This is a genomic window from Yersinia antarctica (assembly GCF_056636475.1).
Genome location: NZ_JBSJQF010000001.1, coordinates 3394522 through 3417705, shown reverse-complemented (window position 1 = coordinate 3417705; position 23184 = coordinate 3394522). Strand labels below are relative to the sequence as shown.

Genomic DNA, 23184 nt, shown 5'->3' with positions numbered 1-23184 from the left:
CGGATTGCAGGGGAGTCTGCTGGCGGGTCGCGCCAGCAGAGATAACGTTGAGGAGATTATTTATATCGTTCTTATTGGCAGAGAAACACGGGATTGATAGGAATGTTATTCAGCCATACCCAACTGTTGTTTGCCGAGGGTGGTTAGGTTATCGGCGGTGGCTCTGCCACTGAAATCCACCTCGAAATCATCGGCGGCAAAGTCTGGTGGTGAGCGGCCATCAATAAAACTGGCTAACTGGCGTGGCAGGTATGCGGCGTTCTTGTCGCACCATGGCGCCGCCGCGATATACATGACGTTGCTGTCAAACTCACCATTATGCTCATTTTCCACTGAGTGAATCACGTCGCAATGCCAGAATACCGTATCACCTGCTTCCAAATCTGGAATAGGGGAAATGGCTTCCATTAAAAGAGGATGCCACTGCTCAGAGGCGGATAAAGCGCGCCCTGGTGTTGCACCGCACAGATCATCGTCAGCAACATCATCTTGTAATGCGCGCAGCAGGATATAGGCCATGGCATTAGCGATCGGGATAACATTCAGCGTCCCCGCATGGGTTCGCTGTGGTGTCAGTGCCGTCCAGCCTTGGAAGGTACGGAACATCGAGCACACTGCCGGTGAGGGGAATTCGCGCACTTGTGGGCGGCCTTCAGCGGCGAATGGGTCATACTTCTGCCAGTCACCCGAGAACACGTGGCGGTACACATGACGGAAGTTCTCATCCAACCAGCGCTCTATGGAGCCACCATCAACGTGGGGGGACAGGCCCAGTGACGATGATTTTGGCGGGCGGCGACGGGTCCGGTCGGCATAAGTCACCACCCGGTTAGCATCAAAATGTTGCTTGCCGTTACTCTCGGTTTGCCACAGATTATTTAAGAATACCTGCACCGCATTCATGCGCTGATCCTGGCGAGCCTCAACCTGCGGTGTTGACCAGTAAATTCCGTAAATTTGCGGTTTGCTGGCAGCCAGCGTACCGAAATAGTTATCTTCCGCAGCATTTTTCAGGCGTTCGACGAAATTATTACGTTCGAGATAGTTACCGATTTCACGGTTCCACGCTGCTGCTTTTTCCGTTGGGAAGACACCGAGAATGGCACAGCATCCTCGTTGTTTTATTTGTGCTTTTTGTTCTTCAGTGACGTTACCATTGATAATATCATCGGCATGAATTTGGGGAACAGGGTTCTCACCCTGCGCCAAACTACGGCGGATTTCGGTGACTTGCTGGCGAATATTCTCTTCCACGGCTTGGAAGACCTGCTGATAATCAGGCAGCGCCTGACGTAATTGCTGCTTCACCGCTTTGATTGCTGCGGGAATATCGTTTATTTGTAATGAAGCCATAATACTGATTCTCCGATAGCTGTAGGGGAGGGCCGTGGTAATGGCGCGCGCGATGCTGACCATTTGTTTGTTTTTTGTTATCTTGAAGTGAACATTATTTAAGTAAAATGGAGAAGAATAAAGGGATGAGGTTATGGAAAAATTTCCTCTTTAATATTCTGCGTTCTGTTTATGGCTAACATCTTCAATTCGAGGGAAAAATGTCACCAGTGATCCCGATGTTCAGTAGCTCGCCGATTTCTCTGAGAACACCACAGTTGGTGCTCGAGAGCCTCAAAGAGCAGGATTGGCCGCTGTTTTTACGCTTATACCAAGATCCTGTGGTTCAGCGTTATATGGCAGATCCGATGGATATGGCCGAGATTCGTGAGCGTTTTGAATCACGTTTAACCCCTTGGGAAAAGGCCTCCAACCATTGGCTATGTCTGGTGGTTCGTGAACGCGCCAGCGGGCAGAGCATGGGGCTTACCGGCTTTTTGGCTGAATGGTTGCCGTTACAGCAAGCTGAAGTGGGTTATGCCATGTTACCGTCCTGCCAGGGCAAAGGTTTTGCCAAAGAATCCTTGTTGGCTGTATTGGCGTTTGGTTTCCAGCAATGTCAGTTTCATAAAATGAAAGCCACGGTTACTGTGGGCAACCATGCTTCACGCGGGTTACTGGAACGCTGTGGTTTTCAGTTGGAAGGGACGTTGCGTGATAATTATCAACTTGGCGGGCAATGGTGTGATGACTGGGTATTAGGGATGCTGGCGAGTGAGTTTGATTCTCAGTAACTTCTCCGATGAGTTAGATATTTGTTACCAGCCACTCGACAGCCCTTTAGCGCTGGGATATGTTCATAAACAGACCATCTGATGGTCAGCGTCGCTCGGACGGTCCGGGCGCTAACGTATCCTCGAGGAAATTATGGCTGAACTCCCTGCTAAGCGTCGTTTTACCCGTATTGATCGCCTGCCCCCTTATGTTTTCAATATTACCGCTGAGTTGAAAATGGCGGCCCGCCGTCGCGGTGAAGATATTATTGATTTCAGTATGGGTAATCCCGATGGTCCGACACCACCCCATATCGTTGAGAAAATGTGCAGTGTCGCGCAACGTGAAGACACCCACGGCTACTCAACCTCTCGGGGTATACCGCGGCTGCGTAGGGCCATTTCCAACTGGTACGCCGAGCGTTACCAAGTGGATATTGATCCTGAAACTGAAGCTATTGTCACTATCGGTTCGAAAGAGGGGCTGGCTCATCTGATGCTGGCGACACTGGACCACGGTGATACAGTATTGGTGCCGAATCCTAGCTACCCGATTCATATTTATGGTGCGGTGATTGCAGGGGCGCAAGTTCGCTCAGTCCCATTGACCGAGGGCATTGATTTCTTCTGTGAATTGGAACGTGCGATTCGTGAAACCATTCCTAAACCGAAAATGATGATCCTCGGCTTCCCGTCTAACCCTACAGCACAATGTGTGGAGCTAGAATTTTTTGAACGGGTGGTGGCGTTAGCGAAGCAATACGACGTGCTGGTGGTGCATGACTTGGCCTATGCCGACATTGTATATGATGGTTGGAAAGCGCCGTCAATCATGCAAGTGCCTGGGGCAAAAGACATTGCGGTTGAGTTTTTCACCTTATCCAAAAGCTACAATATGGCCGGTTGGCGTATTGGTTTTATGGTGGGTAACCCGGAATTGGTTAATGCGCTGGCTCGCATCAAAAGCTATCACGACTATGGCACTTTTACTCCGTTGCAGGTGGCGGCAATTGCTGCCTTGGAAGGGGACCAACAGTGTGTTCGTGATATCGCTGAAAAATACCGCCAGCGGCGTAACGTGTTGGTGCGTGGGTTGCATGAGGCTGGTTGGATGGTTGAAAACCCCAAAGCGTCGATGTATGTCTGGGCGAAAATCCCAGAGCCTTACGCCCATTTAGGCTCACTCGAGTTTGCCAAGCGCCTGTTGTCTGAGGCAAAAGTCTGCGTTTCGCCGGGGATAGGATTCGGTGATTACGGTGATACTCATGTCCGTTTCGCCTTGATTGAGAATCAGGACCGGATCCGTCAGGCGGTGCGCGGAATTAAGAGTATGTTTCGTACTGATGGTTTGCTGAAACCGAGTAAAGCGGTTTCAGGTGACGGTATCTAACCCCGCGCTTACCATCAACTAAATAGCTAACTCTCTATTCTGATCGGCGACCCACGCTGTCCGGTCAGAATAAAGTACCTTGTGTTCAAAACGTTATCCGCCCTCCTTAATGTTTTCTTCATCTATTTTGCACCATACTGATTATTAACTTGATGAAGTCAGTGGAGCACCACAATGAGAAATCGCTATTCACTCCCCCAAATAACCCTGCACTGGCTGACGCTAGTGATGATCATTCTGACTTATGCCGCCATGTTACTCAGTGACACGGTACCGGATGAAGATCGTACATTAGTGAAAAATCTGCATTTCAATTTTGGTATTTCTGTCTGGCTACTGATGTTGGTACGACTGTGGTTGCGCCAGCGCAATATAACACCAGCGATCACCCCAAGGTTACCTAACTGGCAGTTGTTAGGGGCGCAGATTATGCATTGGGGTCTGTATTTAATGTTCTTATCATTACCGGTGCTGGGGGTGTTGGCTCAGGCTTATGGTGGGAAAACCTGGTTCTTGCTGGGGTGGCAGGTACCGCAGTGGGTAACACCGGATGATGTCGCGCGTGGTTATCTTAAGCAGACTCACGAGCTAATTGCCAATTTAGGCTATTTTGTGATTGGCGCTCACGCACTGGCCGCGCTTTATCATCACTATATTCGCCGGGATGATACATTACGCCGAATGATGCCAGGAAAATGATAAAGGGCGCGAATGCGCCCTCTATACGATGTCAGATTGTGGATGGTTCGAGTTAATATTACTCGACCATCATCATGAAGGTGCCAACCCAAACCACCAACATAATAGAGATACCCATAAAGAAATATTTCACTGAACAACTCCCCTTGGAGCTACCTCGCCAGTAACGATCCAAATTGCTGTGCTACGTTTACCCTTGTTACTTAAAATTACAGTGGTGTTCGCTACGTTCACTCACCCGAGTCACTGATTGATGTCAGCTTGTCGGTATCAACTCACGTTCTGCCTGACTGTAATGCCAAGTTCTTTGGGTATTAAATGTGGACGAATCACGTTTTTAATCAATGGTAGCCATTTCATCACAACTGGCCAGCTATCAATCTGAGATACATCCGAATTGTCGTGCCAGCCTGAGCTAACTCAGTGGTATACGACAGGATCGGGCTAATGTAATCCCAACAGGGAGAAACTTTCAATACTGTAATTTTATGCATTAGATCACGTTTTCGTATATAAACCGCAAATATTGTGAGCCAATGCATTGAAGTGTGAAGCTATTAACGTTTTTTTAAATTATCGCTAAATAACAATTTGTTACTCTCTTGGTTACAATCTAAGCCAATCTGGCCGACGTTAAGACAATCAGCTTATTTTTTTTACCCCGATATTGGCCTCAAAGCCCAGTAAATACAGGGCTTGTTCCAGTGCTTCAACCTTGGAAGCGTAGTACACATCCAGCAGGCGATCCATCTGTGCGGCATTCAAACCGAGCTTGCGCGCCATATCTGCTTTGCGGGTATTGGTGGTTAACATGGCATTGTGTAATTCAGCTTTCAGTCGCACCAGAATGGGCACATGAACTGCAATATCACCCGGTTGCAGCGCTGAGGGGGCGGGGACGGGGCGGCGCTCTTCCATTTCTGCTGCAATACCATTCTTAATACCGTCCTGTGCTTCCAGTTCAATATCCTCCTGAGAGTAGGTCACTGATTCCAATTCAGGGAAGTCGCGATACTGGATGTGGTACTCGCCGCTGGCTTCATCAAGGGCATAATGGGCTGGGTAATGGAACACGGTGTCACTCCTGTGGGGTACAAGCTACTAAAGGTAGTGGCATTGTACTGACATCAGCAGGTCGGGGTTACTTATTTAACGTAGTAGCACTTTGATTCAATCGGCCATTTTGGGTGATGTCAGCCGCATTTCCAGCGCCCTTGCCGGGCATCTGAATGCACACTCACCGCAGCCATCGCACTGCGCTAAAGCCAGTGTCGGCGGCTGGTGAGGCTGCCACACCAAAGCCTGTTTATCACAGTAATCGGCGCAACTGTCGCAGTAGATATAGGTATTTTGACAGATGTTTTCTACGCGAGGGTGCGCCGTAATATGGTAGGTAGAGGGTGATAAAGCACCGGTTTGGCAAGCAGTGGTACAGGCCAGACAACGGCTGCAATATTGGGTAGAAAAATCCAACTCAGGCCGTTGATCGACCATGACTATCAGATGCTCGCCGCAGACGTGCATGCAGGCTTCACAACCCGTACACGTTTGCGTGAAAGCACTTTCAACAATGGCTCCCGGTGGCCTGATTGCGCTCCCCGATGGGAGGGTAAGTGGTTGTTGGCGGGCGCTTTTTAGCAAGCCACGAAATAGCCCACGGCGACTGATGGTGCGGTTTTCCAGATACGCCTTGTAGTAGCGCTCGTCTTTTATCACCGAAATAGCTCACGGGGCTGAGGAAATAGGCCCAGTTCAGTTTGTAAGGTTTTCAGGTAGCACTCGGTGATTTTTGCCAGCAACGGATATACCTGATACTCGGTTTGGCTGTTGGTTACCAGCTCAAGATAGCGATAGGCCCACGGCAGTAAATGCTCAGTGAGCAGTGCTAGCGCGGCTTTATCCGATGGGGGCTTAGTTGTCGGCTGCTGTTCAATTAAATGAACCCATGCCAGTAACATGAGGCCAAATTGATCTTCCGGTTCACGTATCGCACTTTGATTTACCAACCCGAATGTTGACAGGAATTGGCGATATTGCAGGGTGCTCGCCCCCATCAAGATATTTTCTTTATCCAGATAAACAGACCCCCAAGGTGGGGCGGGCATTTCACCTTGTCCCTCAAACAAAATCGAGAAATCATATTCCAGTTGTTCGGGTTGGATACTCGGCATCTGTTGGCAATATCGTGCAATTTTAGCCTGATTCGGCCACGGAAAAATCTCAGCAATCTGTGGCAGTAGTGGCCAAAGGCGCTGTACGGTATCGGACTGTGGTGGATAGTAAAAACAGGCACCTAAAATCCTCGGCAGAGTGGTGTTCAGTAACATCAAAATTTTCTCTCTTCAGGTCCAGCTATCTCAATACGGCTTAGCCGCAGGTATCACGGCTAAGCAGCTATTTGTCAGTAGGCCAATAGAATCAATATGTTAATTTACATTGGCACTTGCCAGAGATTGTAGAAAGCGATACGCCCGGCCAACTCACCGATAACCAGCGCCGAGGCACTGACCGCGAGCGTAACCCGAGGGATCCTGTCTTTCAGTAATGCTGCGGCAGCAACAAAGATACCGAGCGTTAGCAGCAGAATTTGAATTCCCCAAAACAGCGCCTGCTGGCTACTCAGTTCCGCTGAACTTTGACCCAGAAAGCTGAGGTAACCCGGTTTATTCACCAAGGTCACAATGGCACCGACCAGCACGGCTGATGCGCCAAGCTGACGAGCGCCGGTCAGAATAGCGCAAGCGCCGCCCCCGACCAGTACCGTCATCCACAGTTGTAGGGCGGTGTACGAGGTATCCCAATTAGGCACGGTTGTCAGTTGATAAACTTGGGTGATTGACCAGGCGAAGGCCAGGCCGAAGATAACCGTTGCCACATTGCACAGCATTGCCAGTAATGTATTTTTGGCTATGGTTGAGAAAAATACGGTGCCACAGGCCATGGCGACAAACAATCCACTGAGCACTATCTCATTACTCATTGGCGAGCGACCAACACCCAATAGCATGGTGGCGGCGCGCAATGGTTGCCCAACATGCAGTGTGCCAACGATCAGGCCTACCATCATCAGCAGCAGACCGATGATATTGGCTTGTTTGAGTTGCAGTGGCGTGGTCATACCGAGTTTGTGACTCAGTAGCACCAGTGCAAACAACCCGACAGCGGTTTGCCCCAGTACGGTAAAAAACACCAAGGGTAATTCATGCATTTTATACCTCCGCCGGATTTTGGATGCAGCCTGATGTATCACCGGATGGCTTGGCATCACGGTGGCTTCTGATAACCAGATTGGGGTGTGTCAGATGCGCGTGCGGCAATGGCGCAATGGCATTCTCTTCACCGTATTTATCCCTCAATAGCGTGATTTCATCAAAATCTAACGCCCGCTGCGGGCAGGATTCGACACAAACTGGCTTATCACCTGCGGCAACCCGCTGATAGCAGCCATCGCACTTGGTCATTAGTTTCTTCTTGGCATCAAACTGCGGCGCACCATACGGGCAGCGCATCTCGCAATAGCGGCAGCCGACACAGAGATCCTGATTAACCACCACCAAACCATCTTCTTCGCGTTTATGCATGGCACCGGTTGGGCAACCCGTTACGCAGGTAGGTGATGAGCAGTGGTTACAGGCGATAGAGAGGTAGTAGTTAAAGACATTTTGTACCCAGATATTGTTCTGCTGAGTCCAACTGCCGCCGCCATATTCGTAAACCCGACGCAGCTTCGGTCCGAGATCCAACTTCTTCTCATCCTTGCAACTGATTTGGCAGGTCTTACATCCGGTGCACTTGGTGGAGTCGACAAAAAAACCACATTGCTTCATTATTCAACTCCTTATATACGTTTTACTTCAACGAGGTTGGTGTGTTGTGGGTTACCTTTTGCCAGTGGTGACGGTCGCAGTGTTGTTAAGGTATTGATACACCCTCCCACATCAATGCCGTCCTTATTGGTATTTCGCCATGCCCCCTGCGGCACGCTAATAACCCCCGGTAACACCCGTTCGGTAACCTTTGCTGCAATACGCATGCGGCCTCGGCTGTTAAAAATTTCGACCATATCCCCTTGTTGGATACCGCGAGGCTGGGCATCAATGGGGTTAATCCAAAACTGATGTGGTACCGCTTCCCGCAGCATGGCTACGTTATAATAAGAGGAGTGGGTATGGCCTTTGATATGGAAGCCTGTCATCTGCAAAGGGTAGTTTTTCATGGTTTCTACATCGCTAACACCTTCAAAGGTTGGGCAATATTCAGCGACAGCGGTAATGCGATCACCGGGTGCCAGTTGCCACTCTTTTTCCAATGTTGCCAGCGCTTCTGAGTAGATCTCAATTTTGCCAGACGGGGTTTTCAACGGGTGGTTCACAGGGTCATCACGGAAATCTTTTAACGCGATATATTGACTGCTGTCGGCATAAATACGATCGATGATGCCTTGGTCGTTGGTCTGTTCAAAAGGTGGCAAGGCGGGGTTTTTCTCACGCATTTTGTTATAGCTGATTTCAATCCATTCTTGCTGGGTATGGCCTTCGGTAAAGGCATCGCCAATTCCTAACTTGGTGGCAATTTCGGCTAACACATCATAAGACGGGCGGCACTCCCACAGCGGCTCGATCGCATTTTGCAACCGCGTGACGTAGTGATAAGCCCCACTGGCGTAGGAGTTATCAATTAAATCATTTGATTCAACTGAGGTGACATCGGGCAGTAATAAATCAGCATATTTGGCAGAGTTGGTCATGTGGTTTTCCCACACCAAAATAAACTCGCACAGTGATTCATCTTGTAAAATGCGGTGGGTTTTATTCAGATCAGAATGCTGATTGCCGATAACATTACTGGCGTAGTTCCACATAAACTTAATATTGGTATCAAGTTTATCTTTATTCTTCACATGCGCATTTTTCGCTGTCATTTCAGTGCCACGAAAAATAGCATCGGTCCACATAAAGCAGGGAATAGCAGTCTTCACTGGGTTCGGAATACTGAATCCCGGCACCGGATATTTCACATTCCCGCCCCAGGCTCCAGTATTGGTTCCGGCGCGGCCAATATTACCAGTCATCAATGGCAACATCATAATGGCGCGTGCCGCCTGCTCGCCATTAGCACTGCGCTGAATCCCCCAACCTTGTGATATCCATGCTGCACGGGCATTTCCCAACTCACGGGCTAATTGAATAATCTGTGTCGGTGCAATGCCGGTTATCTCACTGGCCCATTGCGGTGTTTTTTCTACCCCATCGTGGCCGTTACCTAAAATATAATCTTTGTAAGAGCTATTGGCGGGGGCTGAGGCGGGTAGTGTTGTGGCATCCCAGCCGACACAATATTGTGCCAGGAAATCTTCATCAGTCAGATTTTCTTTAATTAATACATGTCCTAATGCGGCCACCAGCGCGGCATCGGTACCTGGGAAGATGGGGATCCATTCTGCGTTGAGGGTCGTTACGCTGTCTGTCATCCGTGGATCGATAATAATGACTTTGGCTTTGCTTTGCCCCAGAGCATGAACGGTTTCGATATATTGCCCGCCGCCCGACATCCGAGTCTCTGCCAGATTATGACCAAACATAACCACCAGGTCTGAGTTTTTAATTTCATCCAGCAAAGTTTCGTCTGCATTGCCATAGATATACGGCATTACCGTATTTATTTGGGCGGTGGAATAAGTACCGTGTTGATCGAGAAAACCACCCAGCAAGCTCAGCATTCTTTTACAGGCATTGCGGCCTTGTAAATTAGCGCCGGTCGAACCAGAACCATATTGATAATAAATTGCTTCGTTGCCGTATTGTGCAATGGTTCTTTTTAGATTATCAGCGACAATAGTGGTAGCTTCATCCCAACTAATACGTTTAAATTTACCTTCGCCGCGTTTGCCAACACGCAGCATGGGATATTTGACCCGATCCGGGTTATATGTTTTCCATCTTACCGATCGGCCACGTAAACAGGGGCGAATTTGATGCTCACCAAAGGTAGAGTCATCATAAATTGCTTCATTAGCAATCTTAATAATTTCGCCATTTCTCACATGCACTTTTAGTGGGCAGCGGCTACCGCAGTTGACCAGACAAGCACTGTATTTAACGGTTTCCTCTGTTGTTGCTGCGTGCTCTTCTGGCGCGGCATGTACTGAAAAAGGAAGGGTGATAGAACTGGCAATAGCCGCAGCCCCGGTGACTGCGGCGGATGTTTGAATAAATTCACGGCGGCTTAGTGAGCCGGTGATAGGTCTTTTATTGTTATTCATCGACATTACCTTTGCGGAGGACACTTTTTTAATGAAAAATAAGAAAATTAGGGTTGAGCGGCAATGTCTCACCTTAGGAAATAACTTGTTACTTTTATATGATGTAAATCAATTAAGACGATATAACGGAAATATCGCGCTGTTTTTTGTGAGTGAGGCGAAGGTTATTAATAATTTACCGTAAGATATTAACCATTCCCTATACATAAAATTAATGTATTTATATAAAGTTAGTAGTTGTAATAAAGAATCAATCTCAAATGACCGGGTGCTGTTATTATTTCCATTATTTTATGGGTTAATTTAATTTATCTTTATGATCTTAAGAAAAGTCTTAATAAAGCAACGGCTGTTTTTACCGCTATTCTTTATCACCATAACGGCAATGGTTGGTGGTATTAACCCTAACTAAATAATGGCTAAAATGACATGCTGATCTATTTATCCAGATAAGAGGAGATCTGCATCACGATTCTTATCTCTTCCAGCTTGCAGTCGTGCATTAACATGGTAGTTTACCGAATAGTTGGATTGTTACCGTCAATGGCGGGCAAAACCTGATTGAGTAGCATGATGAATGCTGCTGAGTCGGGTTTTTTTGTTTTCAGGGCTAAAGCATGCAAATCGCTAAAATACTTAACAACAATGTAGTTATTGTTCTCGATCAGCATGGTCAGGAACAAGTCATTATGGGACGTGGTCTTGGCTTTCAAAAACACCCAGGTGAATCGCTAGATAACACATTGATCGAAAAAGTGTTTGCTCTAAAAGACAATGAATTGGTTTCGCGGCTGAGTGAGTTACTGAGCTGTATTCCATTAGAAGTAATGATTGCTTGTGACTGTATCATCACGCAGGCAACGGCAAAACTGGGTAAGTTGCAGGATAACCTCTACATTTCGCTGACTGACCACTGTTTCTATGCGATTGAGCGGCATAAACAAGGTTTGGATATAACGAATGGATTGCAGTGGGAGATTCGTCGGTTGTATCCTAAAGAGTTTGCCTTGGGTCGTGAAGCCTTGCAGATTATTAAACAACGCCTTGGGGTGCAATTGCGTGAGGATGAAGCTGGATTTATCGCGCTCCATCTGGTGAATGCTCAGTTGAAGGGTGAAATGCCTGAAGTAATGCAAGTGACGAAGGTAATGCAGGAGATACTGCATATCGTGAAGTACCAATTTAAGCTGGAATATGATGAGGACGGGCTGAGTTATCACCGTTTTGTTACCCATCTGAAATTTTTCTCACAGCGAATGTTGGGCCGTAATGGGGTCACCAGTGATGATGATTCCTTACACGATGCAGTGAAAGATAATTATGCCGAGGCTTACCGCTGTGCGGGTAAGATTCAGCAGCATATGAAATTGCAGTATCAACAAGATTTGAGCAAAGAAGAGCGGATGTTTTTGACTATCCATATTGAACGCGTTCGCCGGGAAAGTTTTAATCTGCCAGATTAAATGATTTAAAAGGGAAGGGTTCTAAGTAGTAAGAGAATTTAGCCAAACTGGATTGTTACTGCTTCGGCAGGCAAAACCTGAATGTACTTGTGTCGCTGGGTCGCGGTGCGGAGTGCGTTTAGGTTTTTTTTTGCCCGAATTTTTACCTGTATAAACAAGAGTGTTACCGAAGGAAAACACGATGCAATACACAACGGTCGCCAGCGAGATCCTCGCCGGAGTAGGGGGTCAGAGTAATATTAATAGCGTAGTACATTGCGCTACCCGTTTACGCTTTAAACTCAAGGATATGGCGCGGGCTGATGCCCAAGCGCTGAAAGATAATCCTGGCGTTATTATGGTAGTGGAAAGTGGTGGCCAGTTTCAGGTGGTTATCGGAAACCATGTTAGTGAGGTCTACCAGGCGTTAGTGAACCAAGCGGGGTTGGCTGATGCTGAAGAGCATGATAACAAGTCAGGTAATCAAAAAGAGAGTTTGTTCAGTCACTGTATCGATATCATTTCGGGTATTTTCACCCCCTTGCTCGGTGTATTGGCCGCCTCCGGTATTCTTAAAGGTTTTTTGGCACTGAGTGTTGTTTGCGGCTGGTTACAACCCGACAGCGGCAGCTATACAATTTTATTTGCTGCCAGTGACTCACTGTTTTATTTCTTCCCACTGGTATTGGGTTATACCGCAGGTAAGAAGTTTGGTGGCAGTCCATTTATTACCATGGCGATTGGTGGTGCATTAGTGCACCCCTTGATGCTCGCTGCATTTAACGCAGCCGGGCAACCTGGGGCTTCTGAGGTCTATTTCCTTGGTATTCCGGTCACATTTATCAATTACAGCTCGTCGGTTATCCCTATCATATTAGCGGCTTGGGTTAGTAGTCGGTTAGAAAAAGGGTTTAACCGGGTGTTACACAGCAATATTAAGAACTTTTTCACGCCATTACTGTGTCTGGTAATAACCGTTCCAGCCACCTTTTTACTGATTGGCCCGCTGGCAACCTGGCTTAGCCATTTATTGGCGTCGGGGTTCCAAATTATCTATTCGGCTGCTCCTCCTGTTGCCGGTGGTGTATTGGCCGGGCTATGGCAGATTTGCGTTATCTTTGGGCTGCACTGGGGTTTGGTCCCTTTGATGATAAACAACCTGAGTGTACTGGGCTATGACGCCATGTTGCCGCTGTTGTTACCGGCAGTTATGGGGCAAGTGGGGGCCACGCTCGGTGTCTTTTTACGTACTCGCGATGCAAAAATGAAGGGGCTGGCTGGTTCGGCATTTACTGCGGGGATATTCGGTATTACTGAACCCGCTGTTTATGGGGTGACCTTACCGTCGAAAAAACCGTTTGTTTTTGGCTGCGTAGGCGGGGCGATAGGGGGTGTCATCGTCGGTTTCTGCCAGACCCATGTTTATTCATTCGGCCTTGCCAGTATCTTCTCTTTTGCCCAGATAATTCCCGCTACAGGTGTCGATGCCAGCGTATGGGGCGCCATTATTGGCACCCTGATTGCGTTGATCTTTGCTGCCATCAGCACCTTCTTTTTTGGCCTGCCAGCGCCTGTTGCCACCGCAGAAACAGAGGATTTGTCTCACACCTCATCCATCACCGATAACCACAGTGGTATGGGCGAAGTGATATTCAGCCCGATCAGTGGTGAATTGTTAGCGCTAGCGGATGTCAGTGACAGTATTTTCGCCAGTGGTTTATTGGGGGCGGGAATTGCGATTATTCCACAACAAGGGCGGGTCGTGTCACCGGTTAATGGCGTTGTAGCGTCACTGTTTAAAACCCACCATGCGATTGGCATTGAATCTGATTCTGGTGCTGAGGTCCTTATCCACGTTGGTATTGATACCGTCAAACTCGATGGCAAATATTTTACCGCTCATGTTAAAGCCGGTGACCGGGTCAGCGCAGGTGATTTACTGCTGGAGTTTGATTGTGCGGCGATTACCGGAGCAGGTTATGACCTGACGACGCCGATAATTATCAGCAACAGTGAAAATTATCAGGATGTCCTGTGTGCTAAAGGCACCTCTATTACTGAGCAAGCCCCGTTATTAACCGTAATTCGTTAATACTGATTTAGGAGAAAACCGATGAAACATGCATTTCCAGATAATTTCCTTTGGGGCGGTGCGATTGCCGCTAATCAGGTAGAAGGGGCTTATCTTGCTGAGGGGAAAGGGCTATCTACCTCTGATTTACAACCCCATGGTATTTTTGGCGATATCATTCCCAGGGTGAGTGGTGACAGTTATGTCAAAGATGTCGCTATCGATTTTTATCATCGCTACTCAGAGGATATCGCACTATTTGCTGAGATGGGGTTTAAATGTTTGCGGATATCCATTGCCTGGACACGTATTTTCCCACAGGGCGATGAGCAGCAGCCTAATGAGGCAGGTCTGGCATTCTATGACCGTGTATTTGATGAAATGGCGAAATATAACATTACGCCATTGGTGACATTATCCCACTATGAGATGCCTTATGGGCTGGTTAAGAATTATGGTGGCTGGGGTAATCGTAAAACAATTGGTTTCTTTGAACATTATGCCCGCACCGTGTTTCAGCGTTATCAGCATAAGGTTAAATTGTGGCTGACATTTAATGAGATCAATATGTCGCTGCATGCGCCATTCACCGGAGTAGGATTAGAGCAAGCAAGCAGTAAGAGTGCCGTGTATCAGGCTATCCATCACCAGTTGGTTGCCAGTGCCAAAGCGGTTGCTGCATTGCATGAAATTATCCCTGATGGCCGAATCGGAAATATGCTGTTGGGTGGGCTGATGTATCCACTAACTTGCAAGCCTGCCGATGTATTGGAAACATTACAGCAGAATCGTGAATGGCTATTCTTTGGCGATGTGCAGGTTCGCGGTTATTACCCCTCTTATATGGCTCGTTATTTTAAACAGCACGGCATTAGTGTTGAAATTACTGCTGAAGATAAACTGGCATTAAAACAGACTGTCGATTTTATCTCCTTCAGTTATTACATGAGCGGCTGCGTGACCGCCGATGAAGAGTTAAACCGTAAAGCCCGAGGTAATATTCTTAGCATGGTGCAGAACCCGCATCTGGCCAGCTCGGAATGGGGGTGGCAGATCGATCCTGACGGGCTGCGTATCTTGCTCAATGAATTATGGGATCGTTATCAAAAACCCCTGTTTATTGTTGAGAATGGGCTGGGAGCGAAAGATAAGCCGGATGTTAATGGCCATATTGAAGATGACTATCGCATTGAATATCTCAATGACCATCTGGTCCAGGTCGGTGAGGCTATCGAAGATGGCGTTGAGGTGATGGGATATACCAGTTGGGGGCCGATTGATTTGGTTAGCGCCTCAAAAGCTGAATTATCCAAACGTTATGGTTTTATTTATGTCGATCGCGATGACAGTGGTAATGGCACATTGGAACGCCGTCGTAAGAAGAGCTTCTATTGGTATCGCGATGTGATTCAGAGTAATGGCGAGGCATTGAAACGCTAATAGCGACGTTTGTATGTTGCAGTGATATAAGCAGCTCTCAACTGTTTTGCCTCACTGCAACACGACTTATTTTTGGGGAAGTACCGAGTATTTATTATTAGATGTGCGGGTTATTCTAAAAATGGAAAATAATGAAACCAACGGGATCTTTATAACGGGGTCTCTGGTGCTCCCGGAGCGACTGATCCAGGTGGCTATCGTTACCATAATAATACTTGGTTCTTTTACAGTGGATTCAATCAGCAGGTAACAAAACATCAGGATGGAGGGTGTAAATAATTCTGTGTAACTGCCAAGGTTAAATATAATTTTTTAAGCGGTCTTCAAACTCAATCATAAATCGATTCAATGCCGGTTTCCAATCTCTGATCGGCATGGTCCACTTCTTGGACGCATTCTGGATCGCCAAATAGATAACTTTCTTAGCCGAGTCATCGGTTGGGAACAGTTTACGTTTTTTGATCGCTTTGCGGATCACGCTGTTCAGCGATTCAATGGCGTTGGTCGTGTAAATCACTTTCCTGATATCCGTAGGATAGTTGAATAATGTGTTGAGGTTATGCCAGTGCGCCCGCCATGATTTGCTGATCTGTGGGTACTTATCGTCCCAGTGCTCAGCAAATTGGCTCAGGGCTAGCAAGGCTTCTTCTTCGGTGACTGATTGGTATATTTGTTTTAACTCGGCGGTGACGGCCTTGTAGTCCTTCCAGGGCACATATTTGACCGAGTTGCGCACCATGTGAACGATGCAAAGCTGAATTCGAGTCTCAGGGAAGACTGCATTTATGGCATCCGGGAAGCCTTTTAGCCCGTCAACACAAGCAATTAATATATCTTTTACGCCCCGGTTTTGAAGCTCAGTGAGCACGCTAAGCCAGAATTTAGCCCCTTCGTTTTCAGACAGCCATAAGCCTAATAGCTCTTTATGGCCCTCCATATTTACGCCCAGAGCAAGATAAACGGCTTTATTGATCACGTGTTTATCTTGGCGGATTTTAACCACGATGCAGTCCAGATAAACGATCGGGTAAACCGCATCCAGTGGCCGTGACTGCCACTCAACGACTTGTTCAATCACCGCATCAGTGACTTTGGATATGAGGCTTGCAGAAACATCTGCACCGTACATTTCTTTGAAGGTCTCGACAATTTCTCGTGTTGTCATGCCTTGGGCATAGAGAAAAAGGATTTTATCATCCATCGAGGTAAAGCGGGTTTGGTGCTTCTTCACCAGCTGTGGTTCAAAATCCCCTTGTCGGTCACGTGGCGTATCCAGCTCAAACTGGCCCTCTTCAGTGCGCACGGTTTTGCGCGTGACACCATTGCGACTGTTGTCTGAGTTGGACTGCTCATGCTTGCGATAGCCCAAGTGATTATCAAGTTCAGCACTAAGAGCTGCTTCAACCATCACTTTAGTCAGCATAGCTCGCATGTCTGTCAGGTCTTTTTCAGTCTTGATACCTTTTGCCGCTTCGCGTGCAAAGGCTTCTAGGTCTTTTTTATCCATCGTCTGTTCATCCTTCCCGTTAGGGGGCAATGATAAACAGTTACACAGATTTAATTACAGTCTCTCAGGATGACGCCAACCGTGGTTTAAGTGTGTTTTACAGCATGTCGTTGGCGGACCAACGGACCAATTACATGCATTACGCTACCTCCGCAGGCATCCGTTATCGCGGCTTATTTGATAGCCGCCCACAAGATTGGTTGGGATTCGGCGTATCAATGGTTAAACTGAGTGATTATTATAAAGATAATCAACGCTATCTGAATCAAATCAATAATGTTTCTGATTATAATAATCCACGTTACTCTCCAATAGCTGGGTATTCGGTTGCTGCCGAACTGTATTATCGTTTCCGTGTCACTTCATGGCTGGAATTACAACCTGATCTACAATATTGGCACTCACCAGCAGGGGTAAGCCAAACGCAAGATGTATGGGGAACCGAATTAAAAACAGTTATTAAATTCTAAATTTCGCCTGTATTGCAGATAATACGGCTATGACGTGGTGCTTTAACTGGCACCACGTAAACTGTTACGCTATTCTCCATCGAGTATTATATTGTAGAGAATCAGCGTGATGTTGAATATGAAAAACAGATTCGATGGTAACAACATCTTAGGTGAAAGGAATATTCACGCAGTTTTTGAACTGAGCTTATTACTGAAAGCAATCTTAGCCGTGATGGAGATTATCAGCGGTATTTTAACCTATTTTGTGACGCCGCAGTTTTTGCTAAATATTCTGCATCGCATCACGCAAGTTGAATTTATTGAAGACCGTGGCGATGTGGTAGCCCATTATTTACTGCATGCGGCACAAAATCTCTCAATCAGCAGTCTGCATTTTGCCGCATTTTATCTGCTCATCCACGGCGTGGTTAAGTTGTGGGTCATTATTGGATTATGGCGCAAAAAACTGGGTTATTATCCGGCGGCAATAGTCATATTCAGCTTATTCATTATCTATCAACTCTATCGTTATACCTTCACTCACTCGGTGTTATTGATCGTAATAACTGCGCTGGATGTGGTGGTTATTGTGTTGACGTTGCTGGAGTATCGAAGATTACGCCAGCAGCATAAAACCCCTTAGCCAGATGAAGGCCATACTGAGCAATGCGAACCAAAAACCAAGGTTGTAATGCCCTGTGAGGTTACTCAGTTAGCAAAAATATGCGCTTGGCCAATAATTGTCAGGTCAACCATTAAACCGATACTTATACCTTCGCGGCTGATGGTTTTAACCTCTACCGTTTCATTACTTTCAACCAGATATAGGGTGAGTGTTGAGATAAAACCCGCAAAATCAATATTGATAACCTTGGCCAGACAATGAGTGGTGTAGTGATGATCTGCGGGCAAAGGGGTGATAGTAATCTGTTCTGGCCGTAACATAATCCGGCTCAATCCATGGCGTTGCTCATCATCAACCCTGACGCTGCCCAGTGCACAATCAGCCCATCCGGTATCAATATTGGCGGAAAGAATCAATGTTTCGCCAAGGAAAGTCGCTGTAGGTTCATCAATCGGTCGCAAATAGAGTTCTTGCGGCGGGCCAACATGCGCCAGTTTACCCGCCCGCATTACCGCGACTTGCGAGGCAAATGATAATGCTTCGGTTTGATCATGCGTCACTAAAATGGAGGCAATATTTGCCTGTGCCAACAGTTCAGCCACCGCTTTGCGCGTTGAGGCGCGTAAGGCGGTATCCAGAGCTGAAAAAGGTTCATCCAACAGCATCAGTACCGGCCGCTGTGCTAACGCTCTGGCGAGAGCGACCCGCTGCTGTTGCCCACCCGAAATCTCATGGGGCCAAAGTTGTGATAACCGCCGATCCAGTGCGACCATCTCCATCAGTTCATCAATTCGGCGGGCTTTGTCCTGCTTGGTCCCTGTTAGTCCATAACCAATATTGCCCGCGACGGTAAAGTGGGGGAACAGCGCACCATCTTGCGGTACAAAACCAATCCCTCTTTTGTGCGCTGGCACGTGGGTTGAATTGTCGAATACCGGATGACCTTGCAGAATAACTTTACCGTGATCGGGGGTTTCGAACCCGGCAATAATCCGCAACAACGTGGTTTTGCCTGAGCCGGATGGCCCAACAATTGCGGTGCGACTGCCGGCGGAAACCTGCAAGTCAATTCGGTCTAATACGGTAACAGACTGGAAAGACTTACCGATTTGCTGAAGTTCAAGCGTGCTCATAATCCTGCCGTACGTTGCGATTGAGAATAAAGAAGCCAGGTTAGCGGCAGAGATAGTGCCACCATCAGCAGTGCATAGGGTGATGCCGCGACATAATCAATTTCACTGGTCAACGCCCAAAAGCCAGTCGCCAGTGTTCGGGTGCCGTTCGGGGCCAGTAATAGTGTGGCGGTCAGCTCATTGGAGATAGCGAGGAACACCAGTGCCGCCCCGGCAGCGGCGCCAGGAGCAGCAAGGCGCATGGTGGTGCTCCATACGGCTTGAGTGGGTGTTTTGCCCAAGCTGCGGGCCACGTTTTCCAATTCGACCGGGGCGGTCGCAATCCCGGCCCGTAAACTGATTAAAGCGCGTGGGGTAAACATCAATAAATAAGCCAGCAAAATAGTGAATTCTGTTTGATACAGCGGGCGAGCAACACGGATAGTGATGGTCACCAGCGCCAGCGCGACCACGATACCGGGCAGCGAGCTGGTGACATAATTACAGCCTTCCATCACACGGTGCAAGCGCCCCGGATAGCGCACCGATAGCCATGCCATGGGGACGGCACACAATGTAATAATAACCGCACCGCTCAGTGCTAATGCCAGTGTTTGCTTCAAGGCTGGTAGCAGTTCAGGATTCAGCCACACATCAATTCCACCAATATAGAGCCAGCGGGCCAGCGTGATAAAGGGCACGCCCAGCGAGAGTGCAGTGAGTACCAATGGCAATAACAGACACAGTAGTGTGATGGTTGTACCCATTGAATATGCAGTTTGGCGCCTGGCGCTACCGGAGCCGACCCGAGCATAGCGGTTGTAGCCACGGCTGGTGGCTTCGATTAACAATAGCCCCAGGCAACATAACGCCAGAACCCCTGCCAACATATTGGCCGCCGGACCATTAAACGTGGATTGAAATTGGTCAAAAATAGCGGTGGTAAAAGTATCGAAACGGATCATGGCATACAAGCCATATTCCGCTAATAGATGCAGCGCAATCAGTATCGAACCGCCCCATACGGCTAATTTTAGTTGCGGCAGAACCACGCGAAAGAAGACCACTGTTGGGGGACTACCCAATGATGATGCTGCGTCTTCAAGGCCGGGATCAAGGCGGCGTAATACAGCGGATGCGGGCAGATAAATAAAGGGGAAATAGGCAATTACTGAGATAAACACGCCAGCGGCAAGGCCATGCATTGATGGCACCAGACTAATCCATGCATAACTTTGTACAAAAGCAGGTACGGCTAGCGGTGCAATAGCCAATAGTGACCAAATCCGCCTGCCGGGCAGGGCCGTACGCTCGGTCAGCCATGCCAGTGCAACGCCAATAATGGCACAAAGCGGTAAGGTAAAGAGCACCAGGAGCGCGGTGTTAATCAGTAGTTCGCCCACGCGGGGGCGAAAAACCAGGGCTTTGACTGTTGGCCAACCGGTATCAATAGCGATACCAATAACAAACCCTAATGGCAGCAGGGATAGCAGTGACAACAGAATCGCAATAGCCACAATCCCAAACCCCGGGCGATGGTTATACTGCCGTTGGGCTGCCTTATGCAGTGGAACCAATACAATATCGGTGCTTATATTAGCCATAATAGTCAAGGCGCTCGGCTTGTTAAATACCCGTCGCCATAGTGATGTGACGGGCTAAAAATGCATTCTATCAGTCGGTTGTCCTTATTACAGCAGACCGGCTTCAGTCATTAACTCAACCACTTTTTTACTGTTGAGTTTAGACGGCTCAACGTTCGGTGCTTGCAGGTCTTTCAGTGGCACCAATTTAGGGTTTGAAGCGGCATCGACACCAACGGCATACTCAAATGCGGTGTTGGTACGCAAGATATCCTGGCCTGATTTGCTGGTGATCCATTTGACGAATTCCTGCGCTTGTTTCTGGTGCTTACTGGAGGCCAGAACACCGCCGCCGGAGATACTCACAAATGCGCCAGGGTCTTGATGTTTGAAATAATGCAGTTTGGTTTTACCGCTGTTCTCACCTGTTTTGGCCTGATCGACGAAACGGTAATAGTGATAGATAACTCCGCCATCGATTTGGCCCGCATTCACCGCTTTCATCACGGTGCTATTACCTTTGTAAGCAGTGAAGTTGGTTTTCATGGCTTTTAGCCATTCCAACGTGGCTTTTTCGCCTTTCAATTCCAGCATGGCACTGACAATGGCCTGGAAGTCGGCACCCGATGGTGAGGCAGCCCAACGCCCCATTCCCGAACGAAACGCAACAAACCATCATGCGTTATGCAGCGAGTAGATACTCTAAAAATACCTCATTCGGTGAGCTGTATTCCAGAGATTTGCGCCCCCGAGTGTTGAGGATGTGCTCCAGTCTCGCAATATCTTCATCGCTGACGCCATTAAAATCGGTTCCTTTCGGATAAAACCGCCGTATCAGACCGTTGGTATGCTCATTCAACCCCCGCTCCCAGGAATGATAAGGCCGGGCAAAGTAAACCTTTGCGCCCGTTACCTGAGTGATGTCCTTATGTTTCGCAAACTCGGGTCCGTTATCTGCCGTCAGGGTTTTAAACTCGCAGAAAGTATTCGCCACGATGTCCCTGAACGCTTCCACGACGCTCTCAGCGCACTTATTGGGGAGTTTACGGATAATGACCTGCTTTGTGGCTTTGTCCACGACCGTCAGCAGGAATGACTTCTGGTCTTTGCCAAAAATCGTATCGATTTCAACATGCCCGGGAACCTGTTTGAGTTCAGCCTCAGCAGGCCTGTGCTCAATGCCAACCCTGTCCGGGATGGGCGTGCGTCCGGGCTCACCCGTATCATAGCGATAGCGTTTACCCCGGTGAGGGAGCTGAAGGTAAAGCTTACCGCCAGCCTGTCTGTCCGAACGGATATAGCGGTAGAGGGTATTTTTGCTGACGGCGATATCAAACTGGATTTTCAGTCTCCCAGAGATAACCTCAGGGGAGGTATGTACAGCCAGCGCCTGCCGGAGAAAGTCTTGTGTCTGCTGGCCCAGAGGGAAACAGGCATTGTGTGCCGAGGTGGCGCCCCGCCGTTGTCTGGCGAAGGCATCAGCGCGTCTGGAGGAGTAAAGTCCGTTGAAGGCGGGGTCCGTATTACGTCTGAGCTCCCGGCTCAGCGTAGAGCGAGAGACGCCGAGCTCTCTGGCAATGCAGGACTGATTAACGCCTTCAGCTTTTCGTTTTTCGATGTAAAAGCGCTCATGCTGAGTCAAATGTTTTCCCTTCATGCAACAGGGTCTCCGACAGGGTCAATACGGCTATTTTATCCGTACCTGACCGGTGGGTCACTTTGTTGCATTTCGTTTGGGAATTGGCGAACGGCCTTTCCATTCAGGTTTTGCCAAATCCATAATGGATTTAGGTAATTCGGCTTCGCTGATTTTATCCGGGTTATAGACAAACACGGTGCTACGAGCCGCAATACCGGTCCAACGACCATGTTCAGGGCGATACTCTTTCGCAACCTGTGCTTGTGTGGCGGCATCCAGTGGTGCGAACAATTTGGCGTTATCGACCAGCACCATTGCCGGCGAGTTTTCAGTCAGGAAAACGTCGGCGGGAGATGAGTTGCCTTCCTGAACCAGTTGATTACCTAACTCGCTGTCGCCGCCATTACGCAGAGTCACTTTGATGCCGGTATCTTTGGTAAAACCGTCAACCCAGGATTTCACCAGATTTTCGTGTTGAGCATTATAAATCACGATACCTTCATCATTTGATGCGGCATTGACGGAGAACGCCAGCATCATTGAGGAAGCCAGTAGGGCGACAGGGCCGAAAGAGGGGAAACGTAACTTCATAAACTGAGATCCTTTTAAAAGCTCAAAGAAGAAAACGAGATTGTCAGGCAACCGCAAAACAGAGCAATTGTATAGAAAGAAATTAACAATGATAGTGAAAATCATTCGCGTTATTTGCTACCAAATGTTTCATTTTCAGTACTATTTTTTGTATGGGTAACTCGGTTCATAATAAAAAATCCCAGACAAATGCAAGCCGGGATTTTTTTACCTGCCAGTCAACTCATCAAGTCCACTTCCTGCCAGGCGGTTTCTTAGCCAGCATC

20 protein-coding genes and 2 pseudogenes are annotated in these 23184 nt (G+C 48.0%); 8 read left to right on the top strand and 14 right to left on the bottom strand.

What is annotated here, in order from left to right; genetic code table 11:
• Positions 1 to 105: 105 nt before the first annotated feature.
• Positions 106 to 1353, bottom strand: a complete 1248-nt coding sequence (locus ACWJJO_RS15875; RefSeq protein WP_481091235.1) for a DUF1479 domain-containing protein — start codon at positions 1351 to 1353, stop codon at positions 106 to 108.
• A gap of 260 nt (positions 1354 to 1613) precedes the next feature.
• Between ACWJJO_RS15875 and ACWJJO_RS15870 the strand changes: the two genes are divergently transcribed.
• The 3 genes from ACWJJO_RS15870 (at position 1614) to ACWJJO_RS15860 (ending at position 4194) form a co-directional block, all read left to right on the top strand.
• Complete coding sequence (locus ACWJJO_RS15870; protein WP_442851304.1) at positions 1614 to 2126, top strand: GNAT family N-acetyltransferase; 513 nt, start codon at positions 1614 to 1616, stop codon at positions 2124 to 2126.
• Positions 2127 to 2259: 133 nt separating this feature from the next.
• Positions 2260 to 3495 carry an alanine transaminase gene (gene alaC, locus ACWJJO_RS15865; protein WP_083163481.1) on the top strand — a complete coding sequence of 412 codons (1236 nt, stop codon included), beginning with the start codon at positions 2260 to 2262 and terminating at the stop codon, positions 3493 to 3495.
• A gap of 174 nt (positions 3496 to 3669) precedes the next feature.
• Positions 3670 to 4194 (top strand): cytochrome b, encoded by a 525-nt coding sequence (locus ACWJJO_RS15860; RefSeq protein ID WP_083163483.1) that lies wholly within the window; start codon positions 3670 to 3672, stop codon positions 4192 to 4194.
• Positions 4195 to 4252: 58 nt separating this feature from the next.
• On the opposite strand, the gene ypdK is transcribed toward ACWJJO_RS15860, so the two are convergent.
• From ypdK to ACWJJO_RS15825, 7 genes are all read right to left on the bottom strand, one after another.
• A complete protein-coding gene (gene ypdK, locus ACWJJO_RS15855) occupies positions 4253 to 4327 on the bottom strand; it encodes a membrane protein YpdK (protein WP_098057507.1) in 75 nt (24 codons plus the stop codon).
• Between the two features lie 509 nt (positions 4328 to 4836).
• Positions 4837 to 5268, bottom strand: a complete 432-nt coding sequence (locus tag ACWJJO_RS15850) for a type II toxin-antitoxin system HicB family antitoxin (RefSeq protein ID WP_042568372.1) — start codon at positions 5266 to 5268, stop codon at positions 4837 to 4839.
• Positions 5269 to 5364: 96 nt separating this feature from the next.
• Positions 5365 to 5910: a 4Fe-4S dicluster domain-containing protein gene (locus tag ACWJJO_RS15845; RefSeq protein WP_372569423.1), complete on the bottom strand. Its 546-nt coding sequence runs from the start codon at positions 5908 to 5910 to the stop codon at positions 5365 to 5367.
• Positions 5907 to 6521: a TorD/DmsD family molecular chaperone gene (locus ACWJJO_RS15840; protein WP_372569422.1), complete on the bottom strand. Its 615-nt coding sequence runs from the start codon at positions 6519 to 6521 to the stop codon at positions 5907 to 5909. The genes ACWJJO_RS15845 and ACWJJO_RS15840 overlap by 4 nt, the downstream gene beginning before the upstream one ends.
• A gap of 104 nt (positions 6522 to 6625) precedes the next feature.
• Positions 6626 to 7402 carry a dimethyl sulfoxide reductase anchor subunit family protein gene (locus ACWJJO_RS15835; RefSeq protein WP_372569421.1) on the bottom strand — a complete coding sequence of 259 codons (777 nt, stop codon included), beginning with the start codon at positions 7400 to 7402 and terminating at the stop codon, positions 6626 to 6628.
• 1 nt (position 7403) lies between these two features.
• The gene (locus tag ACWJJO_RS15830) at positions 7404 to 8021 is read right to left on the bottom strand and encodes a DMSO/selenate family reductase complex B subunit (protein WP_481091234.1); all 618 of its coding nucleotides are present in this window, start codon (positions 8019 to 8021) and stop codon (positions 7404 to 7406) included.
• Between the two features lie 11 nt (positions 8022 to 8032).
• Entirely contained in the window at positions 8033 to 10456 is a 2424-nt protein-coding gene (locus tag ACWJJO_RS15825) for a DmsA/YnfE/YnfF family dimethyl sulfoxide reductase (protein ID WP_420073374.1), read from the bottom strand.
• Positions 10457 to 11073: 617 nt separating this feature from the next.
• Here ACWJJO_RS15825 and licT point away from each other — a divergent pair.
• The 3 genes from licT to ACWJJO_RS15810 all read left to right on the top strand — a co-directional run bounded on the left by licT (position 11074) and on the right by ACWJJO_RS15810 (position 15409).
• Entirely contained in the window at positions 11074 to 11919 is an 846-nt protein-coding gene (gene licT / locus ACWJJO_RS15820; RefSeq protein WP_083163501.1) for a BglG family transcription antiterminator LicT, read from the top strand.
• Positions 11920 to 12100: 181 nt separating this feature from the next.
• Complete coding sequence (gene bglF / locus ACWJJO_RS15815; RefSeq protein ID WP_372569418.1) at positions 12101 to 13990, top strand: PTS beta-glucoside transporter subunit IIABC; 1890 nt, start codon at positions 12101 to 12103, stop codon at positions 13988 to 13990.
• A 21-nt stretch (positions 13991 to 14011) separates the two neighbouring features.
• The gene (locus ACWJJO_RS15810) at positions 14012 to 15409 is read left to right on the top strand and encodes a glycoside hydrolase family 1 protein (protein ID WP_481091233.1); all 1398 of its coding nucleotides are present in this window, start codon (positions 14012 to 14014) and stop codon (positions 15407 to 15409) included.
• A 298-nt stretch (positions 15410 to 15707) separates the two neighbouring features.
• On the opposite strand, the gene ACWJJO_RS15805 is transcribed toward ACWJJO_RS15810, so the two are convergent.
• Positions 15708 to 16916 carry an IS256 family transposase gene (locus tag ACWJJO_RS15805; protein WP_481090948.1) on the bottom strand — a complete coding sequence of 403 codons (1209 nt, stop codon included), beginning with the start codon at positions 16914 to 16916 and terminating at the stop codon, positions 15708 to 15710.
• Between the two features lie 62 nt (positions 16917 to 16978).
• On the opposite strand from ACWJJO_RS15805, the pseudogene ACWJJO_RS15800 reads away from it, so the two are divergent.
• Positions 16979 to 17386 (top strand): annotated as a pseudogene (locus tag ACWJJO_RS15800) (carbohydrate porin); the annotation flags it as partial.
• 109 nt (positions 17387 to 17495) lie between these two features.
• Positions 17496 to 18011, top strand: coding sequence for a DUF2127 domain-containing protein (locus ACWJJO_RS15795; protein WP_083163509.1), 516 nt, complete (start codon positions 17496 to 17498; stop codon positions 18009 to 18011).
• A gap of 65 nt (positions 18012 to 18076) precedes the next feature.
• Here ACWJJO_RS15795 and ACWJJO_RS15790 read toward each other — a convergent pair whose 3' ends face one another.
• The 5 genes and pseudogenes from ACWJJO_RS15790 to ACWJJO_RS15770 form a co-directional block, all read right to left on the bottom strand.
• Complete coding sequence (locus ACWJJO_RS15790; protein ID WP_083163511.1) at positions 18077 to 19126, bottom strand: ABC transporter ATP-binding protein; 1050 nt, start codon at positions 19124 to 19126, stop codon at positions 18077 to 18079.
• Positions 19123 to 20709: an ABC transporter permease gene (locus ACWJJO_RS15785; RefSeq protein ID WP_481091232.1), complete on the bottom strand. Its 1587-nt coding sequence runs from the start codon at positions 20707 to 20709 to the stop codon at positions 19123 to 19125. Before ACWJJO_RS15785 ends, ACWJJO_RS15790 begins: the two co-directional genes overlap by 4 nt.
• An 87-nt stretch (positions 20710 to 20796) precedes the next feature.
• Positions 20797 to 21336: pseudogene (locus ACWJJO_RS15780) on the bottom strand (extracellular solute-binding protein); the annotation flags it as partial.
• A 34-nt stretch (positions 21337 to 21370) separates the two neighbouring features.
• A complete protein-coding gene (locus ACWJJO_RS15775; protein ID WP_481091195.1) occupies positions 21371 to 22345 on the bottom strand; it encodes an IS30 family transposase in 975 nt (324 codons plus the stop codon).
• 57 nt (positions 22346 to 22402) lie between these two features.
• A complete protein-coding gene (locus ACWJJO_RS15770) occupies positions 22403 to 22918 on the bottom strand; it encodes an extracellular solute-binding protein (RefSeq protein WP_481091231.1) in 516 nt (171 codons plus the stop codon).
• Positions 22919 to 23184: the final 266 nt, after the last annotated feature.